This is a genomic window from Clostridium sp. ZBS2 (assembly GCF_023845855.1).
In the GTDB taxonomy this organism is placed as follows: Bacteria; Bacillota; Clostridia; order Clostridiales; family Clostridiaceae; genus Clostridium; species Clostridium aquiflavi.
Genome location: NZ_JAMQIF010000010.1, coordinates 360,993 through 384,711, shown reverse-complemented (window position 1 = coordinate 384,711; position 23,719 = coordinate 360,993). Strand labels below are relative to the sequence as shown.

Here is a 23,719-nt window from a genome sequence, read left to right as displayed (position 1 = left end):
ACAAACCTAAACATTTATGTTATAATATAAATATAAAGTAAATAAAAAGTGCTTAGAGAATTAGAGTCAAGCACAAAGACAGATTACTTGTTATTTGTAATTTGTGTTTGTGATTGGCTCTTTTGTTATATAAAAGGAGGATAAAATATGTATGATGTAGCAATAATTGGAGCTGGTGTCATTGGAGCTTCTATATTTAGAGAATTAACTAAATATAACTTAAAAGTAGCTGTTTTAGAGAAAGAAAAGGATGTATCAATGGGTACTTCAAAGGCTAACTCAGCAATAGTACATGCTGGATTCGATCCAAAGATAGGTACTTTAATGGCTAAGTACAATGTAAAAGGAAATGAAATGTATGAAGATCTTTGTAAAGAGTTAGATGTTCCGTTTAAAAGAAATGGTTCATTAGTTGTAGCTCATTCAGAAGAAGAAATGCAAACAGTAAGAGATCTTTGTGAAAATGGTACTAAAATAGGTGTTAGAAACCTAAGAGTTATAGATAAAGAAGAATTATTAAAAATGGAACCAAATCTTACAGATGAAGTTCATGGAGCTTTATATGCACCAACTGGTGGAATAGTTGGACCGTTTGAATTTACAATTGCATTATGTGAAAACGGTGTAACTAATGGTGGAGAAATTAAACTTAAAAAAGAAGTTTCTTCAATCAAAAAAGAAAATGGAATATTTATAATAGAAACTACTGATGGAGAAAAAGTAGAAGCTAAATATATAGTAAATGCTGCTGGCCTTTATGCAGATAAAGTACACAATATGATTTGTAAAGAAACATTTAATATTACTCCAAGAACTGGTGAATATTATGTAATGGATAAATCTCAAGGTAAAATAGTATCTCATACAATATTCCCTTGTCCTTCTAAAATGGGTAAAGGTATATTAGTTAGTCCAACAATACATGGTAACCTTATCATAGGACCAGATGCTATAGATATCGAAGATAAAGAAGATTTAGGAACAAATGGTGAAGGATTAGACGCTATAAGAGAATCTGCTATGCATACTACTACAAAGATTAATTTCAGAGAAAGCATAAGAAACTTTGCAGGTTTAAGAGCAACACCAAGTACAGGAGACTTCATAATTGAAGAAAATGATGAAGTTAAAGGATTCGTTGATGCTGCTGGTATGAAATCACCAGGATTAACTTCAGCTCCAGCTGTAGCTGAAGCAGTAGTTGAAATATTAGGTAATGCAGGTCTTAAATTAACTAAGAAAGATAACTTCATAGCTAAGAGACATCAAGTTCACTTTATGGAATTATCAGCTGAAGAAAAAGCTGAAATGATTAAGAAAAACCCACAATACGGTAGAATGATCTGTAGATGTGAAAGCATCACTGAAGGTGAAATCGTTGATTCTATAAAGAGATCATTTGGAACACTTTCTCTAGACGGTGTTAAGAGAAGATGTAGACCAGGAATGGGAAGATGCCAAGGCGGATTCTGTGGACCAAGAGTTCAAGAAATAATAGCAAGAGAATGTGGTGTTAAATTAGAAGAAGTAGTACAAGAAAAAGACGGTTCTTACATTTTAACAGGAAAAACTAAGTAGGAGGCTTTAATTATGAGTTATGAATTAATAGTAATTGGTGGAGGTCCAGCAGGACTTGCAGCAGCACACGAAGCATATACTAATGGAATCAAGAAGATATTAATATTAGAAAGAGACAAAGAACTTGGAGGAATCCTAAATCAATGCATACATAATGGATTTGGGCTTCACACTTTCAAAGAAGAATTAACAGGTCCTGAATATGCAAGCAGATTTATTGATATGTTACAAGATACAGATGTAGAAGTTAAATTAGATACAATGGTATTAAATATAGATGAAGACAAAACTGTACATGCAATGAATTCAGAAGAAGGCTACATGACTTTAAAAACAAATGCAGTAATTCTTGCAATGGGTTGTAGAGAAAGAACTAGAGGAGCTATAAATACTCCTGGAGACAGACCAGCAGGTGTATTCACAGCAGGTGCTGCTCAAAGATATATAAACATGGAAGGATATATGCCAGGTAAAGAAGTATTAATACTTGGATCTGGAGATATCGGATTAATAATGGCTAGAAGAATGACACTTGAAGGTGCTAAGGTTAAAGCTGTTGTTGAATTATGTCCATATTCTAATGGATTAAACAGAAACATTGTTCAATGTTTAAATGATTATGATATTCCTCTATACTTATCACACACTATAATTGATATAGTAGGAGATACAAGAGTAGAAAAAGTTGTAATTGCTGAAGTTGGTCCAGACAGAAAACCAATTAAAGGAACTGAAAAAGAATTTACTGTTGATACATTATTATTATCAGTAGGTCTTATCCCAGAAAATGAATTATCAACAAATGCTGGTATTCAAAAAGATAACAGAACTAATGGTTTAATAGTAACAGAAAACATGGAAACTTCAATGGATGGAGTATTTGCTTGTGGTAATGTAGTACACGTTCATGACTTAGTTGACTTTGTTACTCAAGAATCAAAACATGCTGGACAAGCAGCTGCTAAATACATTAAGAAAGAACTTAAAAAAGGTAGTTATGTAAATATAATTAATGGACAAAATGTTAATTATACAGTACCTCAAAAACTTGATGTAGAAGCAGTAGACGATAAATTAACTATATTCATGAGAGTTAATAACATTTATCATAATAAGGCTTTAGTTGTAAGATGTAATGGTGAAGAAATTGCTAAGTTTAAGAGAGCTCACTTAGCACCATCAGAAATGGAAAAGGTTATTTTAAGTAAGCCTTTATTAGAAAAAGTTAAAGGTGATATTACAATATCATTAGAGGATGGTGAATAAGATGATAAAAGAATTAATTTGTATAAGCTGCCCAATGGGTTGTCATTTAAAAGTAGACGCAGAAAATAATACTGTAACAGGTAACACTTGTAAAAGAGGTGCAGAATACGGTATAAACGAAGTTACTCACCCAGTTAGAGTAATAACTTCAACTGTTAAAGTAAAGGGAGGACAACTTCCAGTTATACCAGTAAAAACTAATGGAGCAATTCCAAAGGGTCTTAACTTCAAATGCATGGAAGTTTTATCTGGAGTAGAATTACAAGCACCAGTTAAAATTGGAGATGTTATAGTTAAAGATGTATTAGGAACAGGCGTTGATATTGTAGCTGCTAGAAATATGAAAGCAATCTAATATTAACACAAATAGTGCACCAAAATTTGGTGCACTATTTTATTTTTTATTTTCAGGTATATGTTTAAAAATGTTAATATATGATATACTAGGCATATCATATTTTAAAATTATGTTTTATAGTATAAAAAATGGACTCGTATAAATTACGAATCCATTTTTTTATATTAGTTTTATTGTTATATCTCTTAAAGTGATTTTTTACAAAAGGATCATTATCCTGATAACTATCAATCTATTTATACTATAATATTAAATATTGTTTTAAAATTGCGTTGGATATTAATTAAAAGCATTATAAATAGCAGTTATGGCTTTTTCAAAACTATCATTTTCTATACCAACTAATATGTTGATTTCACTAGATCCTTGGTCAATCATTCTTATATTTACATTAGCTTCTGATAACGCAGTAAATACTTTTGATGCTACACCTTTTTGTTTAGCCATACCTTTACCAACAGTAGCTATTAAGGCCAGGTTAGGATGAACTTCTATTGTGTCAGGATTACAAGTTTTTTTAATTTCTTCAACAATTAAAGAAGTTTTATTTTTTAATTGAGAATCTGAAATTACTAAACAAACAGTATCTATACCAGAAGGCATGTTTTCAAATGAAACATTATGCTGTTCAAGTATTGATAGTAATTTTCTACAAAAACCTAATTCAGAATTCATAAGAGCTTTTGCAATTGAAATTACAGTAAAATTTTTTTTACCAGCTATACCAGTTATAGTTTGTAAATCTTCACTTAAAGAGTCCTCTACTATAAATGTTCCGTTATCTTCTGGTTTGTTAGTATTTTTTATATTAATTGGAATACCTGCTTTTCTTACAGGGAAAATAGCTTCTTCATGTAAAACAGAAGCACCCATATAAGAAAGCTCTCTAAGCTCAGTATAAGTTATTGTGCTTATAGGTTTTGGATTAGATATTATTCTAGGATCAGCCATTAGAAATCCAGAAACATCCGTCCAATTTTCATAAAGATCAGCATTTAAACTTGCAGTAACTAAAGCGCCAGTAACATCTGATCCACCTCTTGAAAAAGTTACTATATTTCCATTGCTATCAGAACCATAAAATCCTGGAATAACAGCTTTGTCAATTGATGAAAGTTTTTCTTTTAATAATCTTAATGTTTCATCATAATTTAAACACCCGTCAGTATTAAATTTAATTACATCTTTAGCATCAACAAATTCAAATCCTAAATAATTGCTAAGAATTAGAGCATTTAAATATTCCCCTCTGCTAGCTGCATAATCACTAGAAGCCCCCTCTTCTAAATCCTTTTTTATAATGTCTAAGTGAGATCTGATATTAAGATCTAATTCTAAATCTGTTACTATTCCAATATATCTGTTTTTAATATGATTAAAAACATCGTCTAAAGATATGCCAGCATTGATGTGTGCATGACAAAGGTATAGTAAATCAGTGATTTTAGAATCTTTAGAAGTTCTTTTTCCAGGTGCAGATGGTACAATATATTTTCTAGCTTTATTAGATGTGATTATGCTTTTCACTTTTCTAAATTGTACAGCATCAGCTAATGAACTTCCGCCAAATTTTGTTATAATAGTATTCATTTTTTATAGCCCCCCAAAAAATAAAGTATATATTTTGATAACTTACTTATATTACTTATATAAGAGTATCAAATTTATGTTTATTTATATAATTTTATACATAATAAATTGTAACAATTTATTATTCAATATTCAACAATTTTGTATATAAATATATCTAATTATTGAATAATAAAAAAGATTATATATAATATTATAAATAAGTTCTCACTTAATAGAATTGACATTTAAGTATAAAAATATTAATAAAATTAACTATTTAGTATATATTTTAGGAAAAAATAAAAAAATCTAAAAAAAATCTTGAGTTATATAAGAATATCATATATAATGATATCAATAAAATTATTGAACAAAGGCGTTCAATGGATATATTGATATATCCATTGTTCGCCTTTTTTACTTAAAGGGGGAATTAGAAATGGCAAAATACAGTAAAGAAGATATCATGAACTTAGTAAAGGAAAATGGGGTTAGATTTATAAGATTACAGTTCACTGATATGTTTGGAGCATTAAAGAATGTAGCAATAACAGATAGGCAATTAGAAAAAGCACTAAATAATGAATGTATGTTTGATGGATCATCTATTGATGGATTTGTTAGAATTGAAGAATCTGATATGAACTTGAGACCAAATCTAGATAGTTTTGTAATATTTCCATGGAGACCTCAACAAGGTAAAGTTGCAAGATTAATATGTGATGTATATAAACCAGATGGCACACCATTTGAAGGAGATCCAAGATATATATTAAAGAAGGCTATTTCAGAAGCAGCTAAACTTGGATATGAGATGAATGTTGGTCCAGAATGTGAATTCTTTTTATTTGAAACTGATGAATATGGCAAACCAACAACCAAAACACAAGATAGTGCTGGATATTTTGATTTAGCACCTACGGATTTAGGAGAAAATGCTAGAAGAGATATGACTTTAGTGTTAGAAGATATGGGATTTGAAATAGAAGCTTCTCACCATGAAGTTGCAGAAGGACAAAATGAAATAGATTTTAAATATGCAGATGCATTAAGTACTGCAGATAATATAATGACATTTAAATTAGTAGTTAAGGCAATAGCACAAAAACATGGATTGTATGCGTCTTTTATGCCTAAACCTGTTTTTGGAATTAATGGTTCAGGAATGCATGTTAATATGTCATTATTTAAAGATGGTAACAATGTATTTGTTGATGAAAATGATCCAAATGGATTAAGTAAAATAGCATATAATTTTATAGCAGGTTTATTAAAAAACATAAAAGGTCTTACAGCAGTAACAAATCCATTAGTTAATTCATACAAGAGATTAGTACCAGGATATGAAGCACCTGTTTATTTAGCTTGGTCATGTAAAAATAGAACAGCATTAATTAGGGTTCCAGCAGCTAGGGGAGCAGGAACTAGAGTAGAATTAAGATGTCCAGATCCAAGTTCAAATCCATACTTAGTATTAGCATGTCTTTTACAAGCAGGATTAGATGGAATTAAAAATAATTTACAACCACCAGCAGGAATAGAGGCAAATATTTTTGCTATGAACGATGAGGAAAGAAAAGCTGAAGGAATAGATAATTTACCAAATAATTTATATGAGGCAGTTAATTTTATGAAAGAAAGTAATCTTGCAAAAGAAGCTTTAGGAGAACATATATATAAGACTTATGTTTCAGCTAAAGCTGCTGAATGGGATGATTATAGAACTAAAGTTCATGATTGGGAAATAGAAAATTATCTTAATAAATATTAGTAAAGTTTAAGGTGGGGTTGCGATGATGGAATCTCGAGGCAAAATAATTATAGCATTAAGTAATATGGAAACTAATAAGAAGCTAAAATGTTTATTGATGCAAGAAGAGTATGATGTTTTAGCCTTATGTACATCAGGAAATGAATTAATTAGAATAGTTATGCAATATTCACCAGATTTGGTTTTAGTAGGCTATAAGTTTAAGGATATGAGTTTACTAGATGTATATGAAGCAATATATGATTTTACAAGTTTTTTAGCATTAGTTAATGAACCCTATCGTTCTTTTATAGAAGAAGATACTGATATATATTGTATAGGAACCAAAATTTCCAATGTACTTTTAAAGAATTCTATTGATATTATATTTCAAGGAAAGAAAAGAATATTAAAATTGCAACAACAAGTGCAAAATTTAGAAAATACATTAGAAGATAGAAAGTTAATTGAGAAAGCTAAGGGAAATATCATGGAAGATAAAAATATGAGTGAAAATGAAGCTTTTAGATATATTCAAAAATTAAGTATGAATTTAGGAAAAAAAATGAGTGACGTTGCTTCTCTAATATTAGAGAATAATTTATAATTTTTTTTAATTAAGCTGTACAAAATCACTTATTGTAGTAAAATATACGAGTAATAATATCGAAAAAAGGTATTTTTACTCGTTATTTTGCTACTCATAAATATATTATTGTAAGGAGGAACGCAAATGGAAAAATTTATTCCTAAAAAGCAAGGGTTATATAATCCATGTTTTGAACATGATGCTTGTGGCATTGGTACAATTGTAAATATTGATGGCGAAAAATCCCATGATATTTTATCAGATTGTTTAACTATATTAGAAAAATTAAAACATAGAGGTGGAACTGGTGCTGATGAAAATACAGGTGATGGTGCAGGTGTTCTATTAAATATACCCCATAAATTTTTTACTGAAGAGCTAAAATCAAAAGGCATTGTTTTAGGTAATGAAGGTGATTATGCTGTTGGTATGATTTTTTTACCTCAAGAAGAGAAAGCAAGAAAAGAAGCAGAAAGCCTTATTGAAGATATATGTAAAGAAGAAGGATTAGAAGTAATAGGATGGAGAGATGTTCCAAGTAATCCTTCAATTTTAGGTAAAGCATCCTTAGAAGCTATGCCCGTAATAAAACAAATTTTCGTAAAAAGAGTTGGAACTAAAAAAGGAATTGCATTTGAAAGAAAATTATATATTGTTAGAAGAAATATAGAAAAAAGAGCTACTTGGATAAGTAAATTCTTAAATGAAATTTTTTATATGGCTTCTTTTTCATCAAAGACAATAGTATATAAAGGAATGTTATTATCTACTCAATTAAGAGAATTTTATAAAGATTTAGAAGACGAGAGAGTAGAAACATCACTTGCATTAGTACATTCTAGATATAGTACTAATACATTTCCAAGTTGGGAAAGAGCACATCCTAATAGATTCATGATTCATAATGGTGAGATAAACACATTAAGAGGGAATGTAAACAAGGTTTACTCTAGAGAAACTAATGTAAAATCAAGAGCACTTGGAAAAGATTTAATTAGGGTGCTTCCTATTATAAATAAAGAAGGATCAGATTCAGCAATTTTAGATAATAATTTGGAATTTTTATATATGAATGGAATGGATTTAACTAGAGCTGTAATGATGGCAATTCCAGAACCATGGCAAAAAAGTAAAACTATGAGCAAAGAGAAAAAAGCCTTTTACGAATATAATGCTACATTGATGGAACCATGGGATGGTCCTGCTGCAATAGTATTTACTGATGGTGAAAAAGTAGGTGCAGTGTTAGATAGAAATGGTTTAAGACCATCAAGATATTATATAACTAAAGATAGAAGATTAATTTTATCTTCAGAAGTAGGTGCACTAGATATTCCATCAGAGATAATTGAGAAAAAAGATAGATTAAGACCAGGCAGAATGCTTATTGTTGATACAATTAAAAAAGAAGTTATTGATGATGAAGAACTAAAGCATACTTATGCTACAGAACATCCTTACGGGGAATGGCTTGAAGAGAAATTAGTTACTTTAGATAAAATTAATGATAGAAAGACTTTGAAAATAGAGTATGACAAGGATACAAGAAAAAGATTAGAAAAAACTTTTGGATATACTTATGAAGAAGTAAAAACAACTATTCTTCATATGGCTGAAAATGGTGCAGAACCACTTGCTGCAATGGGGATAGACGTTCCAATTGCTCCATTATCTAAAGAAGCACAACCTTTGTTTAATTATTTTAAACAATTATTTGCACAAGTAACTAATCCACCTATAGATGCAATAAGAGAAGAGATAGTTACAGCGTCTAATATTTATTTAGGACCAGAAGGAAATATTTTAGAAGATAAATCTTCAAATTGTGAACTACTTAAGCTTGAGTCTCCAATAATAAACAATGAAGAATTATCAAAAATAAAAGCACTTAATAAGGGAGAGATAAAAACAAAGGTTATAGATATAGTATTTGATAAGGGAAGTTCTTTAGAAGATGCCATAGATGAAATGTTTGATAAAGCACAAGAAGCCTATGAAAAAGGATATACTTTACTTGTATTATCTGATAGAAATGTATGCTCAACTAAAGTACCAATACCATCATTACTTGCAGTTTCAGCACTTCATCAATATTTAGTTAAAAAGGGTACTAGAACATCGGTAGGGTTAATACTTGAAAGTGGAGAACCAAGAGAAATTCATCATTTTGCAACATTAATTGGTTTTGGAGCATCAGCTGTAAATCCATATATGGCATATGAATCTTTAAGAGAACTTATTGAGGAAGGGTTACTTGAAATTGAGTATGATAAGGCTGTTTATAATTATAATAAAGCAGTAGTTAAAGGAATAATTAAGATACTTTCTAAAATGGGAATATCAACAATTCAATCTTATCAAGGTGCTCAAATTTTTGAAGCAGTTGGTATTGGCAAAAAAGTTATAGATAGATATTTTACTAATACAGTAAGTAGAATTGGCGGAATAGGATTAGAAGAAATTCAAAGAGAAGCTGAAATAAATCATGAAAAAGGTTTTAAAGATAAAACTTATGCAGCAGATTTTCAATTAGATTCACCTGGTTATGAAAAATTAAGATCAGGAGAAGAAAAAGAAGAACATTTATATAATCCTAATACCATACATAAGTTACAAAAAGCTACTAAAACTGGAGATTATGAATTATTTAAAGAATATGCATCCTTAATTAATGATGAAGAAGCAGAAATAACATTAAGAGGATTATTAGAGTTTAATTATAATTCATCAGAAATTCCATTAGATGAAGTAGAATCTGTTTCTGAAATAGTTAAAAGATTTAAAACAGGAGCTATGTCTTATGGATCAATTTCCAAAGAAGCTCATGAAGCATTAGCTATTGCAATGAATAGAGTTGGCGGAAAATCTAATACTGGTGAAGGTGGAGAAGATAGTGAAAGATGGATTGTAGATAAAAATGGAGATTCAAGAAGGTCTTCAATAAAACAAATTGCTTCTGGTAGATTTGGTGTTACATCTGAATATTTAGTAAATGCTGATGAACTTCAAATAAAACTTGCGCAAGGAGCAAAACCAGGTGAAGGTGGTCAATTACCAGCTACTAAAGTTTATCCATGGGTTGCTAAGACTAGACACTCAACTACTGGTGTAGGACTTATATCACCACCACCACACCATGATATATATTCAATAGAAGATTTAGCACAATTAATTTATGATTTAAAAAATGCCAATATGGATGCAAGAATATCTGTTAAACTAGTTTCAGAATGTGGAGTAGGAACAGTTGCAGCTGGAGTTGCTAAAGGTGGAGCTGATGTAATATTGATTTCAGGATATGATGGAGGAACAGGAGCATCACCTAAGAATTCAATAAAAAATGCAGGACTTCCATGGGAGCTTGGACTTGCAGAAGCACATCAAACATTATTACTTAATGAACTAAGAGACAGAGTAACAGTAGAGGTTGATGGAAAGCTTATGACAGGCAGAGATGTTGCAATTGCAGCGCTTCTTGGAGCAGAGGAATTTGGATTTGCAACAGCACCTTTAGTATCACTTGGATGTGTTATGATGAGAGTTTGTAATTTAGATACTTGCCCTGTAGGAATAGCAACACAAAATGAAGAACTTAGAAAAAGATTTAAAGGAAAGCCAGAATATGTAGTTAATTTTATGTACTTTATAGCACAGGAATTAAGAGAAATCATGGCAAAACTTGGATTTAGAAAAATTGATGAAATGATAGGTAGAGTAGATAGATTAAAACAAAAAGAAAATATACATGGCTGGAAAGCTAAAAATATTGACTTGAGTTCTATACTTTATACTCCAGATAAATTTAAAGGTAAAGTTATTAAATTTGATGAAGCAAACAAATCTGATCATAAATTAAATGAAGTAATAGATAAAACAATGTTTGTTAAAAAGTGTAAAGATGCTATAAATGGTAATGGAAATATAAGATTTGAAGTAGATATAACAAATACTGACAGAACTCTTGGAACAATACTTGGATCTGAAATAACAAAAGTAAATGGAAATAAGGGATTACCAGAAGATAGTATAGTTATCAAATGTAATGGTGGAGCAGGTCAAAGCTTTGGTTCATTTATTCCAAAGGGATTAACGTTTGAAGTTGAAGGTGACGCTAATGATTATTTTGGAAAAGGATTATCAGGCGGTAAGCTTATAGTATATCCACCCAAGAAAGCTACTTTTATAGCAGAAGAAAATATACTTATTGGAAATGTTGCCTTATATGGTGCAACATCAGGTAAGGTGTTTATAAATGGTATTGCAGGTGAAAGATTTTGTGTAAGAAATTCAGGCGCAACAGCTGTTGTTGAAGGCGTTGGAGCACATGGGTGTGAATACATGACTGGAGGAAAGGTTGTTGTATTAGGAAAGACAGGAATCAATTTTGCGGCAGGAATGAGTGGAGGAGTTGCTTATCTTTATAAAGAAGATGACAATTTCAAGATTAATATAAATGAAGAAATGATTCTTTTAGAAGAATTAAGTTTAGAAGATGAAGAAGATTTAAAAGATTTATTAGAAGAACATGTTGAAGTTACAGGATCTTCTAAGGGTAATAAAATATTATCTAACTTTGAAAATGACAAATCTAATTTCATAAAGGTAATACCTAAAGATTATAAAAAGGTATTGAAAGCAGTAGAAAAGTATAAGAATCTTGGATTTAAAGAAGAGGAAGCTTTAATAAAAACATTCCAAGAAATAAAAGGAAGATAGGGGGCTTAAATGTGGGTAAACCAACTGGTTTTTTAGAATATGACAGAGAAGTAGGTTTAAATAGAGAACCAAAGGAAAGGTTAAAGGATTATGATGAATTTCATAAAAGTCTTTCTTTAGAAAAGCAATCTATTCAAGGTGCTAGATGCATGGATTGCGGTGTACCATTTTGTCAATCAGGTACATTATTTTCAGGAATGGTTTCAGGTTGTCCTCTTCACAACTTAATTCCTGAATGGAATGACCTAGTATATAAGGGGAAATGGGATTTGGCATATGAAAGATTAAGCAAAACAAATCCTTTTCCTGAATTTACAGGTAGAGTTTGTCCAGCTCCTTGCGAAGCAGGTTGCACAGTAGGATTAAATGGTCCAGCAGTTACTATAAAAGAAAATGAGAGAGCTATTATTGACACTGCATTTAATAATGGCAAAGTTGTAGCTAATGCACCAATAAAAAGAACAGGGAAAAAAGTAGCTATAATAGGTTCAGGTCCAGCAGGACTTGCAGCAGCCAATACATTAAATAAGTGTGGTCACAAAGTTACAGTTTATGAAAGAAATGATAGACCAGGTGGATTATTAATGTACGGAATTCCTAATATGAAACTTGATAAAGAAGTAATTTTAAGAAGAATTAGAATTATGGCAGAAGAGGGTATAAAATTTATAACTAATGCAAATGTTGGAGAAAATTATAATGCTAATGATTTAATTGAAGAGTATGATGCAATTATTTTAGCTACAGGAGCATCTAATGCAAGAGATTTAAATGTTGACGGAAGAGATAAAGCTAAAGGCATTCATTTTGCAGTAGACTTTTTAAAAGCAAATACTAAAAGCTTTTTAGATTCTAATCATGAAGATAATAATTATATATGTGCAAAAGATAAGAATGTAATTGTAATAGGTGGAGGAGATACAGGAACTGACTGTGTTGGAACTTGCCTTAGACATGGATGTAAATCATTAGTTCAACTTGAAATAATGTCTAAACCATCAAATGAAAGAAATAAAAATAATCCTTGGCCAGAATGGCCTAAAATATTAAAAGTTGATTATGGCCAAGAAGAATTTATTGATTTATATGGAAAAGACCCAAGAGAATATTTAACTACAATTACAGGAATTAATGTAGATAATGAGGGTAATATTATAAGCGTTGATACTGTAAAAGTAGAATGGAAAAAAGATGATGAAGGAAGAATGTTTCCAATTACAGTTAGAGGGACAGAAAAAACTTATGAAGCTGATTTAATTTTACTTGCTATGGGATTTACAGGATCAGAAGATTATATAAAAGAAGAATTTAAAATAGAATTTGATTCAAGAAACAATATAAATGCAAATTCAATAGATTTTAAAACTAATATTCCTAAAGTATTTGCAACTGGAGATGCTAGAATAGGTCAATCATTAGTTGTTACAGCTATTAGTGAAGGCATAAATAGTGGATTAAAAGTAAATGAATTCTTAAGAAAATAATTTAATATAATAAAATTTCAAGTAGTATTAGTTTAATTTATTAAAACTAATACTACTTTTTTTCTTAATTTTCAACAAAAACTTACATAAATATTATCAAATAATAAAAGAATACTATAGAGGTGTTTTAATATTATTTGAATTTATAGTATTATAAAAATTATACTCTTCATATCAAATTTCATTATCTTAAGCTTAAAAGAAAAACTAACAGGAGGATGAAAGATGGAAAATGAACATAAACAACTCAGGTGGTATAATCTGGCCCTAATATCTTTTGTATCTGTTTGGGGATTTGGAAATGTTGTTAATAACTTTGCAAATCAAGGATTACAAGTTATAGTTTCTTGGATATTAATTATAGGATTATATTTTATACCATACGCTTTAATGGTTGGTGAATTAGGAACAATTTTTAAAGAGGAAAAAGGTGGTGTAAGTTCATGGATAAGATCAACTTATGGAGTTAAATTAGCGTATTTAGCAGGATGGACTTATTGGGTAGTGCATATTCCATATTTGGCTCAAAAGCCACAAGCTGTTTTAATAGCATTAGGATGGGTAATTAAAGGTGATGGAACTTTATTAAAAGATATGGTTCCTTTAGTAGCTCAAAGTATAACTCTATTGATATTTTTCCTTTTCTTATGGGTGGCATCAAAAGGAATTAAGTCATTAAATAGAATAGGAACAATAGCAGGAACTGCGATTTTTATAATGTCATTGTTATACATTTTGTTAGTTATTACAGCGCCTGCATTAAGAGGAGTTAAAATTGCGACAACAGATTTATCAGTTAAAGCATTAATGCCTAATTTTAATTTTTCATATTTTACAACATTATCAATGCTAGTATTTGCAGTAGGTGGAGCAGAAAAAATATCTCCATATGTTAATAATACTAAAAATTCTAAAAAGGAATTTCCTAGAGGAATGATAGTTTTAGCTATTATGGTAACAATATCAGCTATATTAGGTTCTATAGCTATGGCAATAATGTTTGATGCAAATAATATACCGAAAGATCTTATGATGAATGGACAATATTATGCATTTAAAAAACTAGGAGAGTATTATGGATTAGGCAATTCATTATTAATTTTATATGCATTAGCTAATATGATAGCTCAGATATCAGCTTTAGTTGTATCTATTGATGCACCTTTAAAAGTATTATTAGGAGATGCAGATGATAATTTTGTTCCAAAATCTTTAAGTAAGATAAATGATAAAGGTGTGCCTGTAAATGGCTACATAATGACCGCTGTATTAGTAGGAATATTGATAATTGTTCCAGCTTTGGGAATCGGCAATATGACTGATTTATTTAACTGGCTTTTAAGATTAAATGCGGTTGTAATGCCAATGAGATATTTATGGGTATTTTTAGCTTTTATTGGTATTAAGAAGGCTAGTGAAAAATATAATTCTAGCTATAAATTTGTTAAGAATGATAAATTTGCTTTAATAATAGGTGTATGGTGTTTTATATTTACAGCATTTGCATGTATAATGGGAATGTTTCCACATGGAGTAGAGGCTTATTCTCCAGAGTGGATTTTTACACTTGTACTTAATATAGTTACACCGTTCATATTATTAGGGCTAGGATTGATATTACCTAGTATGGCAAGAAGTAGGAAAAATAAATAAAAATATATAATAAGTTTATATAAAACCCTTAATAGAATATAAAATATCTTTTATTGCATTGCACATAAATTTAATATATTATATAATATAAATTAAATTAAAGCTTGCAAAGGAGTATATTATGAGAGGCAATTTTAGAAACATACTGTACTTTATTGGTAGTACATGTATAATAATTTTAATAATATCATTATTTTTTAGTATATTGCCATATATATTATTAGTTGGAGTAATAGCTTATCTTTTAATAAAGTTAATATCATTTATTAAAGGAAGAAAAGATAAATTAAATGAAGATGTAAGAAAAAATAAAAATGTATATGAAAATAATAAAGAATTTACATATGATTCAAATGATGATTTAGTTGGCGATATAATTGATGTTGAATATGAAGAGGTAGATAAGGATAAAAATAATTATTAGGATTATAGTAATTATTTTTATAAAATTTTTAATAGAAATTCTACATTAATATTTTTAAGTAGAGATAAAGAGTCTAATTTCTAGATTTTTTATCTCTTCTTATTTAATTTAAAAGTGGTATTTAAAAACTTATTATGATATAATATTAACCATAATAAAAGATGAGGTGGAGAGATAAAATGGACAATAAAAAATCATTTAGTTTTTTAAAATTATTATTAGGCGCATATATGTGTATAGGAATAGTACTTTTATTAACTAATAATTTAATTTTTGATTTAAGTTTAAATTCAGTATTGATTATAGGAATATTTGTATTATGTTCAGTAGTATATGGTGTGCTTCACAGAAATAAAAAAATTATTATGGCAGGTGGAACAGTAGCAGTCCTATATATTATATTAGCAGTGATATGTAGTCCTATAATTAGTTATAGTGCTCACAGAAATTTAATAGGAAGTATTCAAGATGTGGATTTTTCAAATGAGATACAATATATAGATTTAAATCAATTACCAACTATAGACAAAGAATTAGCGGAAAAATTAGCAGATAAAAAATTGGGTGAAATTGCAAGTCTTGGTAGCCAAGTATATGTTGGAACTTTAGATTTACAAAGTATTGATGGTGAATTATATTATGTAGCACCATTAGAACATTCTTCATTGTTTAAGTGGTTTACTAATAGAGAGGGTACAGCTGGATACATAAAGGTAAGTGCAACAAATCAAAATGATGTTCAATTAGTAACACAATTAGATGGAAAAGATTTAAGAATAAAATATTTAGATTCGTCTTATTTATTTAGCAATTTAAAAAGAGCTGCATTTTTTAGAGACATGAAAGCTGGACATACAGATTATACATTTGAATTAGATGATAGTGGAAAGCCTTATTGGGTTGTAACTAGATATGATAATGCTATTGGAATAGCAGAAACAAAAGCAATCGGAGCATTAATAATAGATGCACAAACAGGTGAATCGGAAAAGTATGGTATTGATAATTTACCTAATTGGGTAGATAGAATTCAACCATCAACATATATAAAAAGATATATAGATAAGTGGGGAGAATTAGTTCATGGAATTCTTAACTTTAGTGATAAAGATAAATTAAAATCAACTTCTGGTATGAATGTTATTTATAATAATGATACATGCTATTATTATACAGGCATAACTTCAGTAGGAAGTGATGAAAGTTTAGTAGGATTTACTTTAACAAATACAAGAAATGGTCAAACTAAATTATATAAGACAGCAGGAGCGACAGAATATGCAAGTATGAAATCTGCTGAGGGTAAAGTGCAACAATATGGATATACTGCTACATTCCCTTACTTAATAAATATTCAAAATGAACCTACATATTTTATGACACTAAAAGATTCAAGTGGACTCGTAAAACAATATGCTATGGTTAATGTGAAAAATTATAATACAGTTGGTGTTGGAGATACACTTCAATCAACTCTTAATAAATATTTAGAGGGATTAACTAACACTAATATTTCTTTAGAGGGTGGAAATAAAGAAGAAACTATTTTAGGTGAAGTTGAAAGAATTGGTGTTGTTGTTAAAGAAGGAACAAGTATATATGATGTTAAATTAAAAGGAATAAATAATATATTTTCAATTTCAACTGAAACATCTAGAGAAATTGCTTTAACAAATGTAGGTGATTCAGTTTCTATAAAATATATTAATGTTGGAAATAGTAGGTATTTAATAACTAATTATTTTGAAAATGTATCATTAAGTAATACTGAAACAAATAAAGAAGTAGAAAATACTCAAGAGTAATTTATATTTGTAAAAAATTAAGCTATATTGCTAAGATAAGCAATATAGCTTTCTTTATTACAACTAAGGTGTAAAATATTTCTTTTATGTAATTTAAAATATTAAATTAAAAAATCATGAGTAATAACTTAATTTTAAGAAAATTATCAGTTATTCTAATAAATTTAAAAAATAAATTTGAAGCATTAATTTAATTAATACTAGATTTTAATATTTTTGTAGCTTCATTTTCGCTTATATTTTTAATGACTCTTATTTCATCTATTAGGAATTTGCGTGCTGTGTTTAATATTTGTTTTTCTGTTGAGTTGAGAGCTTTCATCTTATTGATAAGAGTTAAATTATAAAATACATCTACGCTATCTTCCAATAAACCAGATTTTATTTTATTTAAATTTATCTCATATCTTTGTTTAGAAGGAAGATCTATTTCTTCCGGATTAGATGTGTCTTGAATATGATCTAGTATATCTTCTAGTGTATTAATATCATTAATCATACGTAATTTAGAATTAGGTATTCTATCAATAGGTATCATTATTTCTAAACTATTTTTTAACATTTGTATTATACAATATTTTTTTTTCTTACCACAGAAAAGTTTTTCTTCAATTCTTTGAACTATTCCTATTCCTTGCATGGGATAAACAACTTTATCACCAACGTTAAACAAAAAAACACCTCCTTTTATTTATGTGCTTATTTACATTATAACACATTTTATAAAATTTAATCCATTTTTGAAAATATATCGTTTGTATTGAATTACAAAGTAAATATAAAGATAATTACTTAATTTTATATTTTGTAATATATTAATATTTATTCTATATATATTAGTTAATAAAGATAAATCTGTCATTAAAAACAATTGATTAATAAATAAAAGATAGCCCCTTGATTATTTTTGAAAGCTAGTGTAAAATTAAGGTAAATAATTACAAAAATTTACATTTAAGTCATTGAGATTAAAGCCTGAAATATTATAAAGAAAAGGTGGCTATTGGAATGAGAGTTAAATATAAAAAAAACTTTAGATTAGGTGAAAATATAAAAGTAAAAATATCTACAAATGGAAATATAACTATTATAACTAAATATAAGGATAACAATATATCATTAAATAAAAATAGACTAATAGTTTATGGACAAAATGGAGATATAAAAAGACAGAAGCAATTATGGATATTTAAAAAGAAAAAATTAAACTTAAAATCTTTTATTAAGGGAATACAAGAACGAAAAAATAAGTTAAAAAATAAGAGAATAATAGTTAATGAAATAATTAATGAGGATGAGAATTTAATTAAAGGCATAAGAAAATATAAGACTTCAAGATTATTTTTTTGGTGTTTTCTAATTTTGACGTTTATTTTAAGAAGAAATTTAATAGTTCTAATTTCAGGTATTATAATATCAATTTATTGCAGTATACAAGCCTTTAATAATATAAAATATAAAAAGGCATACTTGATAGCAAATAATATAAGTAAAGATATATCATTTATGAATTTATATAATGAAGAAAAAGTAAATGAACTATTAGGAGAATTTAGTAAGCGCTATGGTAGTGAAGTTGAAGTATGTATTCAACTAAAAAATGCAGTTAATTGTTTTAAAGAATGTGGTATAAAATTAGCTAATGACTTGAGCAATTTAGAGATAGAGGATGTATCATATTACTTAAAGAATATTAATTTAAGAAAAGAGGAACTCAAAAAAAATAAATACAATAAAAATAACAATGATAATTTAAAAAATAAATTTAATACAAGTAGTAGCAACAATAGAACAATAAATTATGTATCATCATTTGATAATAATTTTAGCAATAAATTAGCGGTTTTGTATAGAAAAGAAGTAGAAAATAGTTTAGATATAAAATCAATTAATAGAGCAATAGAATTTTTTGAAGATGATGAAAATACAAATGAAAAGGGTAGAGAAAAAGCAGTAGTATCTAAGGATGATAATAAATTAACTGTATATTTCTATAAAAAATCTTCTGTATTTTAAAATACTTGTTCAAAATTACTAATAAAAATTATATCAGCATAGCTATTTTATTCCTTATTTTTTAAAACAAACAATTTAATATAGATAAATAATAATAGCTATGCTATTATTATATAGGAAAAAAATATATAAATTTATAAGAATATTTTATATTAAATATAAATTAAACATAATCGATATGGAGGAAATTATATTATGCAAGATATAATGATAATAGGGATAGCCGGAGGAACAGGGTCAGGAAAAACTACTTTATCATTGAATATTAAAGAAGAATTTGGTGATGATGTAGTTATACTTTCTCATGATTATTATTATAGATCAAATGATAATATATCATTAGATGAACGTAAGAAATTAAATTACGATCATCCTAATTCTTTTGAAACTGATCTTCTGATAAAACATCTTAAGATGTTAAGAAATGGAGAAACTATTAATCATCCAGTATATTCATTTGTTGAACATACTAGAACAAGTGAGACAATTATGATCAAGCCTGCAAAAGTAATAATAGTTGAGGGAATATTAATTTTTGAAAATCAAGAATTATGTGACTTGATGGATATTAAAGTATTTGTAGATACAGATGCTGATGTTAGAATCATTAGAAGACTATTAAGAGATGTACAAGAAAGAGGAAGAGATCTTGATTCTGTTATTAATCAATATCTTACTACTGTAAAACCTATGCATGAAGAATTTGTGGACCCTAGTAAAAAAAGAGCTGATATTATAATTCCAGAAGGTGGATGTAATACAGTTGCGCTTAGTATGTTACTAGAAAGAATACGTAGCTTTATTTAAAAAATATTAATAGATAATTTGCAATACATAGAGTAAAGATCAGATGTTAAAGTTTTATTATTTAATATCTGATCTTTAATTATTTATAACAAAGCCTAATACTTTATATTTTATTTTATAAAAAGTATTATTAAAGATTGAATTATTCCAATAAAACCACCTAAAATAAAGCCTAGTATTTCAATGTGTTTAAGTTCTTTTTTAGCAACAGATATTATTATGCTTTCCAATTTATTCAAATCAAGAAGATTGATTTTTTCTTCAACAATTTTTTCAATATCTATTTTTTCTTTAGCTTTTGACATAATTGTATTATGTATATCGTTGATAATAGGATTTAATTCAGTATTAATAATTTCATCAATATAGCTTTTAATCATTACATTAAATGGAGCAGGAATGAAATTGATTTTTTCTGATATTACATTTACTATTTTATTTTTTATATATTCATTAAAGTTTTCTTTATCTTCTTCTTTTATTATTTCATTAAATAAATCATCTACTGATAATAATTCATTTGCAATAACTTGCCCAATATTTTTAGCAATTTCTTTTTGTCTTTTTGGTATAAGGCCTATAATTTCTATATTAAATATAGGTATTTTTATAGGTTTTATTGGTCTAAATAATAACTTTATAGCTAAAATATTAGTAATCCAACCTATAAGTCCACCAATTAAAGTTAAAAATAATATTGTTATTAAAATGTGTATCATAGTTAAATAACTCCCCCTATTATTTAATAGTAAAAATACTTAAATAGTATATCATATTAATGTAAAAACTAAAAGTACATAAAAACATGTGTTTTAATTTTAAATATCAGTAATTATGTTTAGAAAGAATATACTCTTTAAAAGTATATTTTAAAGAGTATAGAACAATTTGAAAGTTTATATATTTTCAGAAAGGCAAATATGAAAAAAACGACTGATTTACAGTCGCTTTTTTCTTCTTTAGGAAATTATAAAAATATTAAAGTACTCTTTCGGCAATATTAGTAGAGTGATCACCAATCCTTTCAAGATTACTAATCAAATCTAAAAATATTGTACTAGAGTTAGCTGAACATTTTTTTTGATTTAATCTTTTTATATTGCTTTCTCTAAGTGTTTTTTCACAAGTATCTATTTTCAATTCAATTTCTTTTACATGCTTAGCGTTAGTATAATCACTGTTTTCATAACACTTTAAAGCTAAAGTTAAGGCATTAAGAGTCTGCTCATACATACTCATAAGTTCTTCAATAGCATCTTGTGGAATTCTAATATGATCATCAATTTTTTCAGTAGCCAATTCTACTATATTTTTTGCATGATCACCAATTCTTTCTATGTCATTAATTATATGAAAGCTTGTACTTAAAATTTTACTATCAGTATCTGGTAATTCATAATTTGATAATAGAACTAAATAATCTGTTATCTCTTTTTCTAAAGTATTTATTATTTTCTCATTACTATATACTTGTTTTATGTATTCTTCATTTTCAATCAAAAAAGCTTTCATGGCTAATTCTATATTTTTTTGTGCAATTTTACCCATTCTAATTGTTTCATTAACAACTTGTCCAGTTGCTACAATAGGAGTATCTAATAAATTTTTATCCAAATAAATTGATCCATCTGTTTCTAAAGAATCTTTACCAGGTAAGATTTTATTTGCTAATAAAACAAGATATTTTGACAAAGGCAGTAAAACTATTGTACTTGTAATATTAAAAATAGTATGAGCATTTGCAACTTGTCTAGAAACATCTGTAGGGTTAATATATTTTATAAATGAAATTAGTGGATTTATAAATGGAGTAAATATTAATACACCTATAATATTAAAAAAGAGATGTATTAAGCCAGCCTTTCTAGCAGTTTTGCTTCCACCAGCAGAGGCTAAAAGTGCTGTAACACAAGTTCCAATATTGCATCCAAATATAATAGGCAATGCAATATTCATATCAATAGCTCCAGTTGTAGCAAGGGCTATTAAGATACCAGTTGTGGCAGAAGAACTTTGAACTATTGCAGTCATTAAAAGTCCACATAAAACTCCTAAGAGTTTATTATTGCCAACGAGAACTAAAATTTGCGAAAAAATTGATGATTCAGCTAACGGTTTCATAGCATTAGACATAAAATTCATTCCAAGGAATAGTATACCAAATCCTAATATTATGGAAGATATATCTCTATGCTTTTTCTTACTTGTAACTAAGAGTGATATTGAACCGATACCTACAAATAAAGGTGCAATATTATCTAATTTACAAGAAATTAATTGTGCTGTTATAGTTGTTCCGACATTTGCGCCCATGATAATGCCAGTAGCTTGCATAAGATTTATAAGACCAGCATTTACGAAGCTAACAACCATTACTGTTGTAGCACTAGAACTTTGAATTATAGCAGTTACGAGAGCTCCAATAAAAACTCCCATGTATTTATTATTTGTTACTTTTTCTAAAATACCTTTTAATCTTTCACCTGCAACGTTTTCAAGCCCGTCTCCCATGAGCTTCATACCAAAGAGAAATAGCCCCAAGCCCCCAATTAATTCAATAAGCATATTTATACCATTCACACATATCTCTCCTTCGAAATAAAAAAAGTAATTAAGTTTTTATATTTACATATTATAACTTTTAATAAAGGAAAAGTAAAACTAAAAATTGTAAAGTATTTTTCAATCTATAAACTTTAGGTTTTTAATTAAACCATCATGAGCAACATTGGAATTTTCAAAAACCTCTTTTGCATTATAGATATAACTTTCAGGATTAGATAATGCAGGACTAAAATGAGTTAAAATTAATTCTTTACATTCTCCATTTTGAGCTAAGGTTGCACTTTCTCTAAATGTCATATGTTTATTTTTTATAGCTTTTTCTATATCTTCATCGCTACCATAAGTACCTTCACAAATAAACAAGTCACTATATTTGATAAAATCAGGAATAGCATTAGTTGGTCTTGTATCAGTTACATATGATATTTTAATGCCTTTACGCTCATTATCAAGAACTAAATCAGGGGTATATATCCTATTATTATAATTTATAGTTTCTTGACTTTGTAGTTTGTTCCATAAAGTTTTAGGTACATTATTTTTAATAGCTTTATCTACAGAAAATCTAGGGAATCTTTTGATATAAAAATTATAACTTAGGCATTTAGCAGAATGTTCAACTTCTAATGAAGATAATATAAGATTACACTTATCATCATTTTCACATAAAGAAGTACCATTTGTATTTATTAAAAATTTTAACTCATTATTTTCTAATTCAATAATTTCTAGTTCGTAAGGAAGATATGGGTTTATAACATTTAAACCATTAACAATTTCTTTAAATCCTTTTGGTCCAACTATTGTAATTTTTTCACTTCTACCACAATTACCTATTGTAGAAAGTAATCCAGGTAATCCTATTGTATGATCGCCGTGAGAGTGAGTTATACAAATTAAATCTAAAGATTTAAACCCCCAACCTATTTTTCTCATGGCAACTTGTGTACCTTCACCACAATCAATTAAAATTTTTCTACCATTTATGTTTATCAAAGTAGAAGATAAAAATTTATCAACCATAGGCATTCCACCTATTGTCCCTAAAGTGCATAGATCAATCATAAAAAACCTCTCCTATCTTTATATAGTAAAAAATTGTCTATATATTATAATAACAAAAAAAATATAAATAA

Annotated in this window: 17 protein-coding genes; 12 read left to right on the top strand and 5 right to left on the bottom strand. The window is 27.9% G+C overall.

The annotated features are described in order from the left end of the window. Nucleotides 1-147: 147 nt before the first annotated feature. From NG918_RS08105 to NG918_RS08095, 3 genes are read left to right on the top strand one after another with little or no spacing between them, the layout of a single operon-like run. A complete protein-coding gene (locus NG918_RS08105) occupies nt 148-1,578 on the top strand; it encodes an NAD(P)/FAD-dependent oxidoreductase (protein WP_252212476.1) in 1,431 nt (476 codons plus the stop codon). Between the two features lie 12 nt (nt 1,579-1,590). Beyond that, entirely contained in the window at nt 1,591-2,844 is a 1,254-nt protein-coding gene (locus NG918_RS08100) for an NAD(P)/FAD-dependent oxidoreductase (RefSeq protein WP_205449258.1), read from the top strand. A 1-nt stretch (nt 2,845) separates the two neighbouring features. After that, the gene (locus NG918_RS08095; protein WP_205449259.1) at nt 2,846-3,199 is read left to right on the top strand and encodes a DUF1667 domain-containing protein; all 354 of its coding nucleotides are present in this window, start codon (nt 2,846-2,848) and stop codon (nt 3,197-3,199) included. Nucleotides 3,200-3,481: 282 nt separating this feature from the next. On the opposite strand, the gene NG918_RS08090 is transcribed toward NG918_RS08095, so the two are convergent. After that, nucleotides 3,482-4,792 carry an aspartate kinase gene (locus NG918_RS08090; protein ID WP_252212475.1) on the bottom strand — a complete coding sequence of 437 codons (1,311 nt, stop codon included), beginning with the start codon at nt 4,790-4,792 and terminating at the stop codon, nt 3,482-3,484. 421 nt (nt 4,793-5,213) lie between these two features. On the opposite strand from NG918_RS08090, the gene glnA reads away from it, so the two are divergent. The 7 genes from glnA to NG918_RS08055 all read left to right on the top strand — a co-directional run bounded on the left by glnA (nt 5,214) and on the right by NG918_RS08055 (nt 17,195). Then, nucleotides 5,214-6,545 (top strand): type I glutamate--ammonia ligase, encoded by a 1,332-nt coding sequence (gene glnA / locus NG918_RS08085; RefSeq protein WP_252212474.1) that lies wholly within the window; start codon nt 5,214-5,216, stop codon nt 6,543-6,545. A gap of 25 nt (nt 6,546-6,570) precedes the next feature. Further along, nucleotides 6,571-7,131 (top strand): ANTAR domain-containing response regulator, encoded by a 561-nt coding sequence (locus NG918_RS08080; protein ID WP_252212734.1) that lies wholly within the window; start codon nt 6,571-6,573, stop codon nt 7,129-7,131. A 126-nt stretch (nt 7,132-7,257) separates the two neighbouring features. After that, nucleotides 7,258-11,829, top strand: a complete 4,572-nt coding sequence (gltB, locus tag NG918_RS08075; RefSeq protein WP_252225561.1) for a glutamate synthase large subunit — start codon at nt 7,258-7,260, stop codon at nt 11,827-11,829. Between the two features lie 11 nt (nt 11,830-11,840). Continuing rightward, the gene (locus NG918_RS08070; RefSeq protein WP_252212472.1) at nt 11,841-13,313 is read left to right on the top strand and encodes a glutamate synthase subunit beta; all 1,473 of its coding nucleotides are present in this window, start codon (nt 11,841-11,843) and stop codon (nt 13,311-13,313) included. Between the two features lie 225 nt (nt 13,314-13,538). Further along, complete coding sequence (locus NG918_RS08065; RefSeq protein ID WP_252212471.1) at nt 13,539-14,966, top strand: amino acid permease; 1,428 nt, start codon at nt 13,539-13,541, stop codon at nt 14,964-14,966. 121 nt (nt 14,967-15,087) lie between these two features. Next, complete coding sequence (locus NG918_RS08060) at nt 15,088-15,390, top strand: hypothetical protein (protein WP_252212470.1); 303 nt, start codon at nt 15,088-15,090, stop codon at nt 15,388-15,390. A 179-nt stretch (nt 15,391-15,569) separates the two neighbouring features. After that, on the top strand, nt 15,570-17,195 hold the full coding sequence (locus tag NG918_RS08055) for a cell shape-determining protein (RefSeq protein WP_252212469.1): 1,626 nt from the start codon (nt 15,570-15,572) through the stop codon (nt 17,193-17,195). Between the two features lie 190 nt (nt 17,196-17,385). On the opposite strand, the gene NG918_RS08050 is transcribed toward NG918_RS08055, so the two are convergent. Then, nucleotides 17,386-17,868 carry a CarD family transcriptional regulator gene (locus NG918_RS08050; RefSeq protein ID WP_252212468.1) on the bottom strand — a complete coding sequence of 161 codons (483 nt, stop codon included), beginning with the start codon at nt 17,866-17,868 and terminating at the stop codon, nt 17,386-17,388. Between the two features lie 335 nt (nt 17,869-18,203). Between NG918_RS08050 and NG918_RS08045 the strand changes: the two genes are divergently transcribed. Together NG918_RS08045 and udk are read left to right on the top strand one after the other, a co-directional pair. After that, a complete protein-coding gene (locus tag NG918_RS08045; protein WP_252212467.1) occupies nt 18,204-19,211 on the top strand; it encodes a hypothetical protein in 1,008 nt (335 codons plus the stop codon). Between the two features lie 195 nt (nt 19,212-19,406). Next, nucleotides 19,407-20,018, top strand: a complete 612-nt coding sequence (gene udk / locus NG918_RS08040; protein ID WP_252212466.1) for a uridine kinase — start codon at nt 19,407-19,409, stop codon at nt 20,016-20,018. Between the two features lie 110 nt (nt 20,019-20,128). Here the strand turns inward: udk and NG918_RS08035 are convergent, their stop codons facing one another. From NG918_RS08035 to NG918_RS08025, 3 genes are all read right to left on the bottom strand, one after another. Further along, a complete protein-coding gene (locus tag NG918_RS08035; protein WP_252212465.1) occupies nt 20,129-20,737 on the bottom strand; it encodes a DUF445 domain-containing protein in 609 nt (202 codons plus the stop codon). A 259-nt stretch (nt 20,738-20,996) separates the two neighbouring features. Continuing rightward, complete coding sequence (locus NG918_RS08030) at nt 20,997-22,598, bottom strand: Na/Pi cotransporter family protein (protein ID WP_252212464.1); 1,602 nt, start codon at nt 22,596-22,598, stop codon at nt 20,997-20,999. A 102-nt stretch (nt 22,599-22,700) separates the two neighbouring features. Further along, entirely contained in the window at nt 22,701-23,648 is a 948-nt protein-coding gene (locus NG918_RS08025; RefSeq protein WP_252225560.1) for a ribonuclease Z, read from the bottom strand. Nucleotides 23,649-23,719: the final 71 nt, after the last annotated feature.